Source organism: Microbacterium sp. KNMS (assembly GCF_053851835.1).
In genome coordinates this window covers 15615-29435 of record NZ_JBSQBP010000027.1, presented here as the reverse complement: position 1 = coordinate 29435, position 13821 = coordinate 15615, and the positions used below count along the sequence as shown (strand labels likewise).

12 protein-coding genes are annotated in these 13821 nt (G+C 72.0%); 3 read left to right on the top strand and 9 right to left on the bottom strand.

Annotated features, from left to right (window positions below):
* Nucleotides 1–78: 78 nt before the first annotated feature.
* A complete protein-coding gene (locus tag ACWXWW_RS15200) occupies nt 79–1320 on the bottom strand; it encodes a sugar ABC transporter substrate-binding protein (protein WP_455970695.1) in 1242 nt (413 codons plus the stop codon).
* 187 nt (nt 1321–1507) lie between these two features.
* Here ACWXWW_RS15200 and ACWXWW_RS15195 point away from each other — a divergent pair, with 187 nt between their 5' ends.
* Nucleotides 1508–3148, top strand: a complete 1641-nt coding sequence (locus tag ACWXWW_RS15195; protein ID WP_271174591.1) for a glycoside hydrolase family 13 protein — start codon at nt 1508–1510, stop codon at nt 3146–3148.
* Nucleotides 3149–3181: 33 nt separating this feature from the next.
* Nucleotides 3182–4207 (top strand): LacI family DNA-binding transcriptional regulator, encoded by a 1026-nt coding sequence (locus ACWXWW_RS15190; protein WP_455970693.1) that lies wholly within the window; start codon nt 3182–3184, stop codon nt 4205–4207.
* Nucleotides 4208–4228: 21 nt separating this feature from the next.
* Here the strand turns inward: ACWXWW_RS15190 and ACWXWW_RS15185 are convergent, their stop codons facing one another.
* The 4 genes from ACWXWW_RS15185 to ACWXWW_RS15170 are packed head-to-tail and all read right to left on the bottom strand — an operon-like array spanning nt 4229 to nt 8039.
* Nucleotides 4229–5599 (bottom strand): FAD-dependent oxidoreductase, encoded by a 1371-nt coding sequence (locus ACWXWW_RS15185; protein WP_282980364.1) that lies wholly within the window; start codon nt 5597–5599, stop codon nt 4229–4231.
* A gap of 35 nt (nt 5600–5634) precedes the next feature.
* The gene (locus ACWXWW_RS15180) at nt 5635–6696 is read right to left on the bottom strand and encodes a polyprenyl synthetase family protein (protein ID WP_455970691.1); all 1062 of its coding nucleotides are present in this window, start codon (nt 6694–6696) and stop codon (nt 5635–5637) included.
* Between the two features lie 45 nt (nt 6697–6741).
* On the bottom strand, nt 6742–7497 hold the full coding sequence (locus ACWXWW_RS15175; RefSeq protein WP_282980362.1) for a class I SAM-dependent methyltransferase: 756 nt from the start codon (nt 7495–7497) through the stop codon (nt 6742–6744).
* Nucleotides 7494–8039 carry a DUF402 domain-containing protein gene (locus ACWXWW_RS15170; RefSeq protein WP_455970689.1) on the bottom strand — a complete coding sequence of 182 codons (546 nt, stop codon included), beginning with the start codon at nt 8037–8039 and terminating at the stop codon, nt 7494–7496. Before ACWXWW_RS15170 ends, ACWXWW_RS15175 begins: the two co-directional genes overlap by 4 nt.
* Nucleotides 8040–8097: 58 nt before the next feature.
* Here ACWXWW_RS15170 and ACWXWW_RS15165 point away from each other — a divergent pair, with 58 nt between their 5' ends.
* Nucleotides 8098–9354, top strand: coding sequence for an isochorismate synthase (locus ACWXWW_RS15165; RefSeq protein ID WP_455970687.1), 1257 nt, complete (start codon nt 8098–8100; stop codon nt 9352–9354).
* Nucleotides 9355–9362: 8 nt separating this feature from the next.
* Here the strand turns inward: ACWXWW_RS15165 and ACWXWW_RS15160 are convergent, their stop codons facing one another.
* The 4 genes from ACWXWW_RS15160 to ACWXWW_RS15145 form a co-directional block, all read right to left on the bottom strand.
* Nucleotides 9363–10610 carry an FAD-binding protein gene (locus ACWXWW_RS15160; protein WP_455970685.1) on the bottom strand — a complete coding sequence of 416 codons (1248 nt, stop codon included), beginning with the start codon at nt 10608–10610 and terminating at the stop codon, nt 9363–9365.
* A 93-nt stretch (nt 10611–10703) separates the two neighbouring features.
* Nucleotides 10704–12197 (bottom strand): arabinosylfuranosidase ArfA, encoded by a 1494-nt coding sequence (gene arfA, locus ACWXWW_RS15155; RefSeq protein WP_271174583.1) that lies wholly within the window; start codon nt 12195–12197, stop codon nt 10704–10706.
* 50 nt (nt 12198–12247) lie between these two features.
* Entirely contained in the window at nt 12248–12877 is a 630-nt protein-coding gene (locus tag ACWXWW_RS15150) for a DUF624 domain-containing protein (RefSeq protein WP_455970683.1), read from the bottom strand.
* Between the two features lie 2 nt (nt 12878–12879).
* Nucleotides 12880–13815: a carbohydrate ABC transporter permease gene (locus ACWXWW_RS15145; RefSeq protein WP_455970681.1), complete on the bottom strand. Its 936-nt coding sequence runs from the start codon at nt 13813–13815 to the stop codon at nt 12880–12882.
* Nucleotides 13816–13821: the final 6 nt, after the last annotated feature.

Sequence of the window (13821 nt, the reverse complement as noted above, 5' to 3'; positions counted from 1 at the left end):
CGGATGGTCCGCGGCCGCGGGCGGGGACGCCCCCGTCGAGGGGGCGGCCCGCCCGCGTCCGCGATCCGAGCGGGTGCGTCAGCCGATCGCGGCCTGCACGTCGGCGGCGAGCTTCTGCCACGTCGCGACGGGGTCGGCGCCGTTGATGATCTCGGCCTCCGCGATGCCCCAGTACTGCCACACGGCGCCCATCTCGGGGATCGCGGGCATCGGCACGGCCTCCGCGCCGACGGTCGCGAAGCCGCCGATGATCGGGTCGCTCGAGGCGGTCTCCGCGGCCGACGAGAGCGCGGGGAGGATGTTGCCGGCCTCGAAGAGCGCGAGCTGCGCCTCCTCGCTGCCGAGGTAGTTCACGAGGAAGTCGTTCGCGGCGACCTTGTCGTCCGACTCGGCCGACACGAAGAAGCCCTTCACGCCCGCGAACGGCGATGCCGGCTGATCGGTCGGGCTCGGGACGGGGTCGATCGCGACGTCGATGCCCGCGTCGACCGCTGCGCCGACGTTCCACGGGCCGGTCAGCCAGAAGGCCGCCGTGCCGTCGAGGAACGCCTGCTTGGCGATGTCGCCGTCGATGTCGGTGTTGAACGCGCCCTTGCCGCCCTGCTCGCCGAGCCACGTCGCGAACTCCTCGCCGCCGGCGTTGCCCAGCTGCAGGTCGGTCGCGTCGTAGCCGTTCTCGTTCGTGCCGAAGACGGGAGCGCCGAACGCGGTCTGGAACGCGTAGAGGTGGTACGGGTTGCCCTCCGCGCCCTGCTCGACGACGAACGGGGTCTCGAGGCCGGCGGCCTGGCCCTTCGCGATCATGTCGTCGAAGCTCGTCGCGGCCTCGGGGACGAGCTCGGCGTTGCGCAGCATCGCGATGTTCTCGACCGCGTACGGGAGCATGTAGACGGTGCCGTCGTACGTCGAGGCCTCGACGGCGACGTCGAGGAAGTCGCCCGCGGCGTCGCCCAGCTCGAGAGGCGCCACGACGCCGTTCGTCGCGAGCTCGCCGAGCCAGTCGTGCGCGCCCATCGTGATGTCGGGGCCCTCACCGGTCGGCACCTGCTGGATGAAGTCGTCCTTGATCGTCGCGTTGTCCTTGCCGACGAGCTCGACCTCGACGCCGCTCTTCTCGGTGTACGCGTCCGCCACCGCCTGCAGCGCGTCGACGCGCTCGGCGTCGACCCACACGGTGAGCGTCGACGAGGGCGCCTCGGCGTCTCCGCCGCCCGAAGCGCCTTCGTTCGCGCTGTCGCTCGCACAACCCGCGAGCCCGAGTGCCGTCACGCCGGCCATCGCGACGACGGCCGCGAAGCGTCCCCTGCTGTTCACCTTCATTGGTGTGTCCTCCTGGTTGATGAGCCCGCAACTGTGCAAGCGTTTACAGGTATACACCGTCGAGCACCGATTTGAAAACCGCGAATCTGCGGGCGTGACCGATTCGATACGAATCGCGGGGCGAGTCACGCGCCCGTGAACTGCAAACGCTTACAACCGACGCGGAAATCCTCTAGAGTTGGCGACCATGACCCCTGAATGGTGGCGCACCGCCGCGATCTACCAGATCTACCCGCGCTCCTTCGCCGACGCCTCGGGCGACGGCGTCGGCGACCTCGCGGGCGTGACGTCGCGCATGGACGCGCTCGCCGAGCTGGGCATCGACGCGATCTGGCTCTCGCCGTTCATGACCTCGCCCCAGCGCGACGCGGGCTACGACGTGACCGACTACCGCGACGTCGACCCGCTCTTCGGGACGCTCGCCGACTTCGACGCGATGCTCGAGGCCGCGCACGCCCGGGGCATCCGGGTCATCATCGACCTCGTGCCGAACCACTCCTCCGACCAGCACGTCTGGTTCCAGGAGGCGCTGACCGCCGCGCCCGGCAGCCGCGAGCGCGCGCGCTACCTGTTCCGCGACGGCCGCGGCCCGGGCGGCCACGAGCCGCCGAACAACTGGCAGTCGATCTTCGGCGGCCCCGCCTGGACGCGCGTCACCGAGGCGGACGGCTCTCCCGGTCAGTGGTACCTGCACCTCTTCGACTCGAGCCAGCCCGACTTCGACTGGACGCAGCGCGAGGTGCGCGACGAGTTCCTCGACATCCTGCGCTTCTGGCTCGATCGGGGCGTCGACGGCTTCCGCGTCGACGTCGCGCACGGCCTCATCAAGGAGGACGGGCTGCCCGACTACATCCAGCCCGAGGACGCCGACTCGATGGGCGGCGAGGCCGAGGACGACGTGCCCTACTGGGGGCGCCCCGGCGTCCACGAGGTGTACCGCGAGTGGCGCGCGCTGCTCGAGGAGTACGACGGCGACCGCGCGCTGTGCGCCGAGGCGTGGCGTCCGACCGCGCGCGAGACCGCGCTGTGGGTGCGCCCCGATGAGATGCACCAGGCCTTCAACTTCCCGTACATGATGACCGAGTGGGACGCCGCGGCCCTGCGCACGGTCATCGCCGACTCGCTCGAGGCCTTCCCGGCCGTCGGCGCGCCCGCGACGTGGGTCCTGTCGAACCACGACGTCATCCGGCACGCCTCGCGACTCGCGCTGGGCGCCGACAGCCCGCAGGGTCACGGCATCGGCCCGCTCTCCCCGGGCAAGCCCGACCCCGTCGTCGGCCTCCGCCGCGCCCGAGCGGCGACGACCGTCATGTTCGCGCTGCCGGGAAGCGCCTACATCTACCAGGGCGAGGAGCTCGGGCTCCCCGAGGCGATCGAGCTTCCCGATGAAGCCCGCCAGGACCCGACCTGGTTCCGCACGAACGGCGAGCGCTACGGCCGCGACGGGTGCCGCGTTCCCATCCCGTGGGAGGCCGGCGCGCCGGCGTTCGGCTTCAGCGCGACCGGGGCGTCGTGGCTCCCCCAGCCGGCCGAGTGGCGGGCGCTCGCGCGCGACGTCCAGCGCGACGATCCCGCGTCGACGCTCTCGCTCTACCGCGACCTCCTGCGGCTGCGCCGCGAGGAGTCCCTCGCGAGCGGCGACCTCGAGTGGGTCGACGGATGGCCGACGCACGTCCTCGCGTTCCGCAACGGGCGTGTGACGGTGATCGCGAACACGGGATCCGAGGATGTCCCCGCACCCGAGGGCATGCGGGTCCTGTGCGCGAGCGGGCCGCTCGGCGAGGGCGTCGTCCCCGTCGACACGGCCGCCTGGTTCATCGCAGGATGACGCGGGATGCCCCGCGTCTCCTACGATGAACGCGTGCATTCCGTGAGCATCGCCGAGGTCGCCCAGCGCGCAGGCGTCTCGACCGCCACGGTCTCGCGCGCCCTCTCCGGCCGCGGCCACGTGTCGGCGGCGGCGAAGGAGGCCGTCCTCGCGGCGGCCCACGCGCTCGGGTACGTCGTCTCATCGAACGCCTCGAGCCTCGCGAGCGGGCGCACGCGCAACGTCGGCGTCGTGCTGCCGTTCCTCAACCGGTGGTACTTCGCCTCCGTGCTCGAGGGCGCTCAGCAGGCGCTCCTCCGGGCGGGCTACGACGTGACGCTCTACAACCTCTCCGGCGGCGGAGAGGAGCGCGCGAGCGTCTTCGAGCACTTCCTCCTGCGCCAGCGCGTCGACGCCGTGATCGCCGTGTCGCTCGAGCTCACGGAGGACGAGGTCGCCCGCCTGCACGCGCTCGGCAAGCCCATCGTCGGCGTCGGCGGGCCCATCCCGGGGGTGCGCACGCTCGCGATCGACGACGTCGCGGTCGCCAAGCTCGCGACGGAGCACCTCACGGGGCTCGGGCACACGCGGATCGGCCACCTCGGCGGCCGACCGGAGTTCGACTCCGACTTCCATCTGCCTGTCCAGCGCCGGCACGGGTACGAGGCGGCGCTCGACGAGGCGGGCATCCCGTTCGACGCCGACCTCGTGGCGAACGCCGACTTCACGGTGCAGGGCGGGTACCACGCGGCCAAGCAGCTCCTCGGCGCTCCCCCGCGCAGCCGTCCGACGGCGATCTTCGCGGCCTCCGACGAGATGGCGATCGGCGCCATCCTCGCGGCCCGCGACCTCGGGCTCGCCGTGCCCCACGACGTCTCGGTCGTGGGCATCGACGACCACGACCAGGCCGAGTTCTTCGGGCTCACGACGGTCGCGCAGTTCCCGCGGAAGCAGGGAGCGCGCGCGGTGGACATCCTGCTCGAGCAGCTCGAGCCGCGCGACGGCTCCGAGCCGCTCGCGGACATCCCGCTGCCGTTCGAGCTCGTCGTCCGCTCGTCGACGTCGCGCCCGCGCGACTGAGCCGACCCGGCGCTCGGGCCGTCAGTCGCGCGAGATCCGCACCATCTCGTCGCGCGGGACGACCTTGATGCGCGCGCGGCCGTGCGGCTGGCCCAGCGCGATCTCGTGCGCGTCGAGCCGATGCCACCCCTCGAGGTCGGTCCAGATGACGCCGCGCTCGGCGAGGAGCGCGGGGATGGCGTCGGCCGACGGGTCCTCCGGCTGCCACCACGAGCCCTGATCGTTCACGATGTGCTGCACGGTCTCCATCGCGTCGGACTTCGTGTGCCCGATGAGGCCGACAGGGCCGCGCTTGATCCAGCCGGTCGCGTACAGCCCGGGCACGCGCTCGTTCGAGTCCTCGTGCAGCACCTGACCCTCGTGGTTCGGGATGACCCCGTGCTTCTCGTCGAACGGCACGCCGGGCAGGGGCGATCCGAAGTACCCCACGGCGCGGTAGAGCTGCCCCATCGGCACCTCGCGCATCTCGCCTGTCCCGATGACGCCGCCGTGGCCATCCGGTCGCGTCCGCTCGTACACGAGGGCGGCGACACGGCCCTGCTCATCGGTCTTCACCTCGACGGGGCGCGCCCAGAAGTGCAGGTGCAGACGACGCGAGGCGGTTCCCCCGGCCCCGTTCGCGCCCGGGCGGGTGCGCCATTCCTGGAGGACGCGGTCGATGACCTTGACCTGCTTGTTCGACGCGACGGCGGCCTTCGACGCCTCGTCGTAGTCGAAGTCCTCGTCGTACACGACCATGTCCACGTCGCGCAGCTCGCCGAGCTCGCGCAGCTCGAGCGGCGTGAACTTCACCTGCGCGGGGCCTCGGCGGCCGAACACGTGCACATCGGTGACGGGCGATGCCGCGAGCACCTCGTAGACGTTGTCCGGGATCTCGGTGGGCAGGAGGTCCTCGGCGTGCTTGGCGAGCATGCGCGAGATGTCGAGGGCGACGTTGCCGTTGCCGATCACGCCCACCGACGAGGCCGTGAGCGGCCACGTGCGCGGGACATCCGGGTGCCCGTCGAACCAGCTCACGAAGTCGGCGGCACCGAACGAGCCGTCGGCGTCGATGCCGGGGATCGCGAGGTCGGCGTCGCGCACCGCGCCGGTCGCGAAGAGCACGGCGTGGTAGTGGCGCTTGAGGTCGTCGAGCGTGAGGTCCTCGCCGAAGCGCACGTTGCCGAAGATGCGGATGTCGCCGCGGTCGAGCACCTCGCGGAGGGCGCCGACGACGCCCTTGATGCGCGGATGATCGGGCGCGACGCCGTAGCGGACGAGGCCGTAGGGCGCGGGGAGCTGCTCGAACAGGTCGATCGACACGTCGAAGCTGCGCTCGGTCTTCAGCAGGATGTCCGCTGCGTAGATGCCGGCCGGGCCTGCGCCCACGATGGCGAGACGGAGCTGGGTCATATCGGTCCCTTCGTTCGGCACCGCGGAGGCGGGCGTCAGCTGGAGCGGATGGCGAGACTCTCCGCGAAGCGCGTGAGCGCCTCGCGGACGGCGCCGCGCGGGAGCGCGTCGAGCGCCGCGATGGCGCCCCTGGTCCATTCGAGCGACAGCTCGCGGGTGGCCTCGGTCACCGGGTGGTCGCGGAGCTCCGCGAGCGGCCCGTCGAGGGTCGCGGGGTCGGCGCCGTCGGCGATGCGCGCGACGCCCTCGTCGATGCGCGCGAGGAGGCCGCGCGACGCGTCGTCATCGCGACGCGACAGGAGGAGGTAGGGCATCGTCGGCACGCCGGCGCGCAGATCCGTCCCCGGCACCTTGCCCGTGTCGTCGGGGTTCGCCGAGAGATCGATCACGTCATCCGCGAGCTGGAACGCGACGCCCACCTTCTCGCCGTACACGCGCAGGGGCTCGCCGTACTTCTCGTCGGCCCCCGAGAAGTACGCTCCGGCCTGGGCGGCCGCGGCGATGAGCGAGCCCGTCTTGTCGGCGAGCACGCCGATGTAGAACTCGATCGGGTCGTCGCCCGGCTGCGCTCCGAGCGTCTCGTGCATCTGCCCGAGGACGAGGCGCTCGAACGTCTGCGACTGGATGCGCATGGCCTCCTCGCCGTTGCGCGACATGATCACGCTCGCGCGGGACAGGAGCAGGTCTCCCGTGAGGATGGCGACGCTGTTGCCCCACACCTGGTGCGCGGCCGCGACGCCGCGACGCCGGTCGGCGCCGTCCATGACGTCGTCGTGATAGAGCGACCCGAGGTGCATGAGCTCGAGGGCCTTGGCGGCCTCGATGACCGGCTGCGTCGCCCCCTGTCCGAGCTGGGCGGTGAGCAGGACGAGCATGGGGCGGACGCGCTTGCCGCCGGCCTCGTAGAGGTACCGGCTCATCGCGTCGACGAGCGGGTCGGCGGCCTTGAGCTCGACGGCGAGCTCGCTCTCGACCTGCTCGAGGCCCTCCTCGATCTTCGCCGCGAGGCGCCGGGCGACGGGTCCGGCGAACACGCGGTCGCTCAGACCGAATCGGCTCGCCAGCTGCGAACCCGGCGCGGAGGGGCTCGGAGTCACCTGCCCAGCCTACCTGCCCGGCCCGCACCGGCGCTCACGGTGCCTTCAGGCCGAGACATCTCCCGATGCCGCCTCGCCCGTCGGCTTGACCCCGCGGTGCAGGGCGACGATGCCGAAGCTCAGGTTGCGGTACCGCACGTCGACCCAGCCCGCCTCGCGGATCCACGTCGCGAGCGTCGCCTGGTCCGGCCAGTGCCGGATCGACTCGTTGAGGTAGTCGTAGGCCTCGCCGTTCGATCCGACGAGGCGCGCGACCCGCGGCAGCACGTTGTCACCGTAGAACCGGTAGAGCTTTCCGAACAGCCGCCCGGGCGGGGTCGAGAACTCGTTGATGACGAGCCGTCCGCCCGGCTTCGTCACGCGGAAGAGCTCGGCGATCGCCTTCTTGGGGCGATCGACGTTGCGGAGCCCGTACGACATCGTCACGGCGTCGAACTCGTCGTCATCGAAGGGCAGGTCGGTGGCGTCCGCCTGCACGAAGGTGAGATTGCGGATGTCGCCGTGCCGCCGGCGCCCCTCGGCGAGCATGCCGGGCGAGAAGTCGGCGGCGACGACCTCGGCGCCGCTGCGCGCGAGCGACGCGGACGACGAGCCGGTGCCCGCCGCCAGGTCGAGGATGCGCTCCCCCGGCCGAGGCGCGACCGTGCGGGTCGTCGCCGCGCGCCAGAGCGCGTCGTTCCCGAACGTCATCGCGACGTTGGTGAGGTCGTAGCGCGCAGCGACCTGATCGAACATCCCCGCGACGCTCGCGGGGTCCTTGCCGAGGTCGGCGCGGTTGGGTTCCTTCGGTGCGGCGCTCACCCTGTCGAGTCTAGGTCGTGCAGCACCCCGAACCAGCGGTCGGCGGTGGCATCGTCGAACGGCGCGACGTCGGCGCGCACCTCCCGCTCGAGGACGAGCGTGCGGGCCTCGAGCTCCTCCTGCACGTCGGCGGGATAGCCGTAGTGCGCACGGTGCTCGTCCCACTCGTCACGGTCGTCGACGTAGATGCCGCGGTCGTCGAGGCGGTGCACGACGTCGAGGTCCATGTCGATCGCCGTCGGCTCAGGGCCATCCCAGCGCGCATCCCACGCGAGATCGATGTAGACGCGCGTGAGCGACGGCGCCGCGTTCCGCGTGAGCGTCCACGTGGCCTCGCCCGCGGGGAGGAGCGTGATGCACGCGGCGTCGAGGACGACATCGCGACCGGGGCGCGCGCTGCGCCACCCCGGGAGCTGGCCGAACCAGTCGCCCCAGTCGTCCGACCCGAGATACACGCACTCGTGCACCCAGTGCGGAGAGCTGTCCCACTTGCGCCAGCGGAAGAGCAGTCGGGTTCCCACGGCGGGTCGGTCGGCGCTCACCCTGCCGAGTGTAGACGCGCACGACGTGCGCTCAGCGTGAGTCCCTAGGCTGGAGGCCGTGCCCGACCCGCTCTCCCTGCCGCGCCTGCGCGCGGTGACGCGCCCCATCGACGCCCCCGAGGATCCGCTGCTGCTCGCCTCCGCCGAGGACCCGCTCGTCTGGATGCGCCGCGGCGAGGGGATGATCGGATCCGGAGCCGAGGTGCTGCGGATCGACGTCGGAGAGGACGGCCGGCTCGAGGCGATCGCCGACGTGTGGCGCGCGATCTCGGCCGCGGCCGAGGTGGACGACGCCGTCCGCCTGCCGGGAACGGGACTCGTCGCGTTCGGGGCGTTCGCGTTCGACGAGACCTCGCTCGCGCCGAGCACGCTCATCGTGCCGAGCATCGTCGTGGGGCGCCGCGGCGGCCGCGCGTGGATGACGCGCATCTCGCGGATGGATGGCCCGGAGCCGGCCGCCCCCGATCCGCTCGCGTATGGCCCGCACTGGTCGGCGACGCTCGGTCCCGGCGAGCTCGACCCCGCAGGGCACACCGCGGCGGTTGCCGCCGCACTCGAGGCGATCGCCGCCGGCGAGGTCGAGAAGGTCGTCATCGCGCGGGACATCGCGGGCACGCTGCCCGCCGACGCCGACCTGCGGCGGCTCGTGCGCGCTCTCGCGGAGGGGTACCCCGACACCTGGGCCTATGCCGTCGACGGCATCATCGGGGCGAGCCCCGAGACGCTCGTCACGGTCTCGGGCGGCACCGTCACGGCGCGCGTGCTCGCCGGCACCCGCCCGCGTGGCGCGAACGCGGATGAGGACACGGCGATCACCGCCGAGCTCGCGACGACCGCGAAGGACCTCGACGAGCACCGCTACGCCGTCCAGAGCGTGCTCACGGCGCTCGAGCCCCACACGTCGGCTCTCGTCGCCGCCGAGCAGCCGTTCACCCTGAAGCTGCCGAATGTGTGGCACCTCGCGACGGATGTCGAGGGCACGCTCGCGAACGGCGACTCGGCTCTCGACATGGTGCGCGCGCTGCATCCGACCGCCGCCGTGGCCGGGACCCCGACGCCCGACGCGATCGCCGCCATCCGGCGCATCGAGCCGTTCGACCGCGGTCGCTACGCCGGGCCCGTCGGCTGGGTGGACGGCGACGGCGACGGCGAATGGGCGATCGCGCTGCGCTGCGCCCAGATCGGCGCACCCGAGGGGGCGCACCGCCCGGTCACCGCGCACGCGGGCGGGGGCATCGTCGCGGGCAGCCAGCCCGAGGCCGAGCTGCTCGAGACGCGCGTGAAGTTCCGTCCGATCGTCGACGCGCTCGCGTAGCCGGCGGCTCAGCCCGCTGCGGCGAGCACCCGGTCCAGGAACGGATTGCGCAGCTTCCCCTCGGGGTCGAAACGCCGCGCGAGCTCCGCGAAGTCGCCCAGGCGCGGCCAGACCGACCGGAGCATGTCGGCGTCGAGTCGCGTGAGCTTGCCCCAGTGCGGGCGCGCGCCCCACGGCTCGAGGGCCTTCTCGAGCTTCGCCACGACGGTCTCGACCTCGGCCTGGCGCTGGTGCCACGTGAAGTGCAGGCCGATCGCGTCGTGGCCGGAGGCAGGGCTCAGCCAGAGGTCGTCGGCGCGCATCGAGCGGATCTCCATCACCTGCACGAGCGGCGCGACCTCGTCGGCGAGCGCGCGGACGGCCTCGATCGCCCCCACCGCGTGCGTGCGCGGCACGAGGAGCTCCGACTGCAGCTCGGCGCCGTTCGACGGCGTGTGGCTGAGCTTGAAGTGCGCGAGCCGGTCGAGCCACGCGCCGCGCTCGCCGAGCTGAGGCGTGGTCGCCTCGGGGGTGACGCCGGCGAGCATGTGCACCTGCTCGGTCGCCTCGGCGATGTCGCCCGGCAGCCGCGGTGCCTCGTCGCCGCGCGCCTTCGTCCAGACCTGGTCGATGACGTCGGGGTCGTCCCAGCGGTGGAAGAGGCTGACGCTGTACGCCGAGGCCATGAGCACGTCGAACTCCGCGAGCGCGACCTCGAGCGGCAGCCGCTCGTACACGCGCTGGCGGATGGCGAAGGTCGGCTCGATGTCGAGCGTCACCTCGGTGACGATGCCGAGCGCGCCGAGGGAGACCACGGCCCCGTCGAAGTCGCGGTCGCCACGGCGCAGGGTGACGACCTCGCCCGTCGGCGTGACGAGCTCGAGGGCCGCGACCGCGGAGGAGAGCGTCCCGACCGTGTCGCCCGATCCGTGCGTTCCGGTCGCGATCGCGCCCGCGATCGAGATGTGCGGCAGCGATGCGAGGTTCGCGAGCGCCCATCCCTCGGCCTCGAGCGCGGGCGCGAGCTCGCCGTAGCGCATGCCCGCGCCGACCGTGACGGTGCGGGCGCCTGCATCGATGCGCGGCGCGGCCGTGAGCCGCGCCGTCGACAGGAGCGTGTCGTCGGTGTCAGCGATGAGGTTGAACGAGTGCCCCGACCCCAGCGCGCGCACACGGCCGGCCGAGGCCAGCACCGCACGGACCTCGTCGACGCTCGACGGCGTCTCGACCCGCTGCGCGCCGAAGCGCACGTTCCCCGCCCAGTTGGCCTGCGCCATCCTCGTCTCCTTCATCGCCGTTGATTTGTTGCCACTATAGCGTTATTGAGGGCGGGGCGCATCCGCGCCCCGCCCTCCCGACCGTAGCGCGGCTCAGCGCAGCGCGATGGCCGACCACGACACGGGCTCGAGCCGCACCCGCAGGGTGCCGCCGTCGAGCCGGGCGTCGAGGGGCTTGAGCCCCACGCGCTCCTGGTCGTCGATCGTGTTCTTCGCGTACACGTCGTCGTCCCACAGGGTGACGGCCTCCGCCACCGCGGCGCGCCCCAGACCCGAGACGTCGATCGTCACGTCGACGGCCTCGCGCGAGCGGTTCACGAGGAACACCGCCGAGCCCTCGTCGCCGTCGGTCGCGACCGCGTCGACCGCCGATGCCTCTCCGTACTTCTTCGAGGTGACCGTCCCTGCCTCGACGCGCGGCTTGAGCACGCGGCCCTGCGCGAGGCGCGAGGTGACCGAGAACGGGAAGAACGTCGTCTGGCGCCACGCGTCGCCGCCCGGCTCGGTCATGATCGGCGCGATCACGTTGACGAGCTGCGCGAGCGAGGCCGAGCGCACGCGGTCGTGGTGCTCGAGCAGGGTCATCAGCAGGCTGCCGAAGACGACCGCGTCCGCGACCGAGTACACGTCCTCGAGCTGGCGCGGAGCGATCGGCCAGGTCTCGTTGACCTCGTCGGACTCCTGGTGCTCCTTGAGGTACCAGATGTTCCACTCGTCGAACGACAGCATGATCTTCTTGTCGGTCTTGCGCCGATGCCCCACCGCGTCGGCCGTCGTCACGACCGTCTCGATGAAGTAGCGCATGTCGAGGGCCGACGCGAGGAAGGAGTCGAGGTCGCCGTCGAACTCCTGGTAGTAGGCGTGGCACGAGACGAAGTCGACGTAGTCGTACGCGTGCTCGAGGACGGTGCGCTCCCACTCCCCGAAGGTCGGCATCGACGATCCCGACGACCCGCACACGACGAGCTCGAGGTCCTTCTGCGCGGCCTTCATCGCCTGCGCGGTGCGCGCAGCGAGCTTGCCGTAGTCGTCGGCCGTCATGTAGCCGGTCTGCCAGGGGCCGTCCATCTCGTTGCCGAGGCACCACATCCGGATGTCCCACGGCTCGGGGTAGCCGTGCGCGGCACGCAGGTCGCTGAGCGCGGTGCCCGACGGGTGGTTGGCGTACTCGAGCAGGTCGAGCGCCTCGAGGATGCCGCGCGTGCCGAGGTTCACCGCGAGCATGAGCTCGCTGCCGATCTCCTGGAGCCACGAGGCGAACTCGTTCAGGCCGATCTGGTTCGTCTCGAGCGCGTGCCAGGCGAGGTCGCGGCGGACGGGGCGGCTCTCCCGCGGCCCGACGCCGTCCTCCCACCGGTAGCCCGACACGAAGTTGCCGCCCGGATAGCGGATGGTCGTCGCGCCGAGCTCCTTCACGAGGGCGGTGACGTCCTTCCGGAAGCCGTTCTCATCGGCCTGCGGATGGCCGGGCTCGTAGATGCCGTCGTAGACGCAGCGACCGAGGTGCTCGACGAACGAGCCGAAGATGCGGCGGTCGATCGGTGCGACGACGGCCTCGGGGTCGATGCGAATGCTCGCGGTGGACATGCGTACCTCTCGGTTTCTCTCTCAGGGGGTGGCCGGTGCCGGCCTTGGTGTCACGCGGTCGCGCGGTCGACGGCGGGGCCGATGAGCGCCGCGTGGACGAGGAGCGGCGCGCTCGCTCCGAAGAGGAGCGCGATGGGCGGTGCGGTCAGGAGCGCCGCGGCGACGGCGCCGAGCGCGGCGAGGACGACGAGGGCCCGGCCCGGGGTCAGCCAGGGCGCCACGACCGCGAACCGCAGGACGGTGCGGGTCGTCGCCCGCGGCGCGCGGGCCAGGGCGACGACGGCGTACGCCGCCGACACGGCGGACACGGCGCCGACGATCGTGACGGCCGCGAGGGCTGCCGACGCGATGCCCGCCGGCAGCGACGACGAGACGGCGACGTCGAGCGCGACGACGAGCCAGGCGACCTGGAACCCGGCGCCGGCGAGGTTCGCGCGCACGAACGCCTCGCGATAGGCGGCGACGAACGCGCGGACCGGCGCGGACGGCGCCTCGAGCGCGCGCACGGCGGCGACGGATGCCGGGAAGACGCCGAGCACGACGAGGCCGGCGAGCGCGCCCCCCAGCCACAGCCCCTGCACGAGCAGCAGCCGCGAGACGTGGCCGAGCACGTCCATGACGCGCCCCGACCATCCGATCGCCTCCTCGCCTGCCGCGCCCCGGACATCCGTCGCCGCCACGATCAGCCCTTCGATCCCGTGAGGGCGATCGACTCGATGATCTGCTTCTGGAAGATCACGAAGACCGCGAGGACCGGCACGAGCGCGATGCACGACGCCGCCATGATGAGCGGATAGTCGGTCTGGCTCGCGTACGTCGCGTTGAAGCGCGCGATCACGAGCTGCAGGGTCTGCACCTCGGGCGAGTTCAGGTAGATGATCGGCGCGAGGTAGTCGTTCCACACGGCCATGAACCACAGGATGAACTGCGCCGCGATCGCCGGGCGGATGATCGGGAAGATCAGGCGCCAGAAGATCGTGAAGTGGCTCGCGCCGTCGATCACGGCCGCCTCGATGATCGAGTCGGGCACCGTGTCGAGGTACTGGCGCAGGAAGAACACCATGACGATGTTCCCGAAGATCCCGGGCAGGATGAGCGGCCAGAGGGTGTCGACGAGGCCCGCGCGGGCGAACATCTGGAACTGCGGGATCATGAGCGTCGGGAACGGGATCATGATCGCCGCGAGCAGCGACAGGAACAGCGCTCCCTTGCCGGGCAGGCGCATCTTGGCGAACGCGTAGGCCGCGAGCGCCGACGCGGCACCGCCGATGAGCGTCACGCTCACGGCGACGATCGCGCTGTTGGCGATGCCCGTGAGGAGCGGCCCGGCCGTCCACACGCGCACGTAGTTGTCCCACTGCACGGGGTCGGGGATCCACTGCGGCGGCAGGAAGAACACGGCCTCGCGGGTCTTGAGCGAGGTCGTGAGCATCCACAGGAGCGGAGCGACCATCGTGATGCCGCCGAGCGACAGGATGATCGCGACGATCACGTTGCCGGGGCGGGAGCGGCGCGTGCGGCTGCCCTCGGGGCGGCGGCCGCCCTTCTGCGGCTGCACGAGCGCGCGCGTCGACAGGCTCTGCGTCGTGGTCGGGGTGGGGGTCTGGAGAGCGGTCATCGTCGG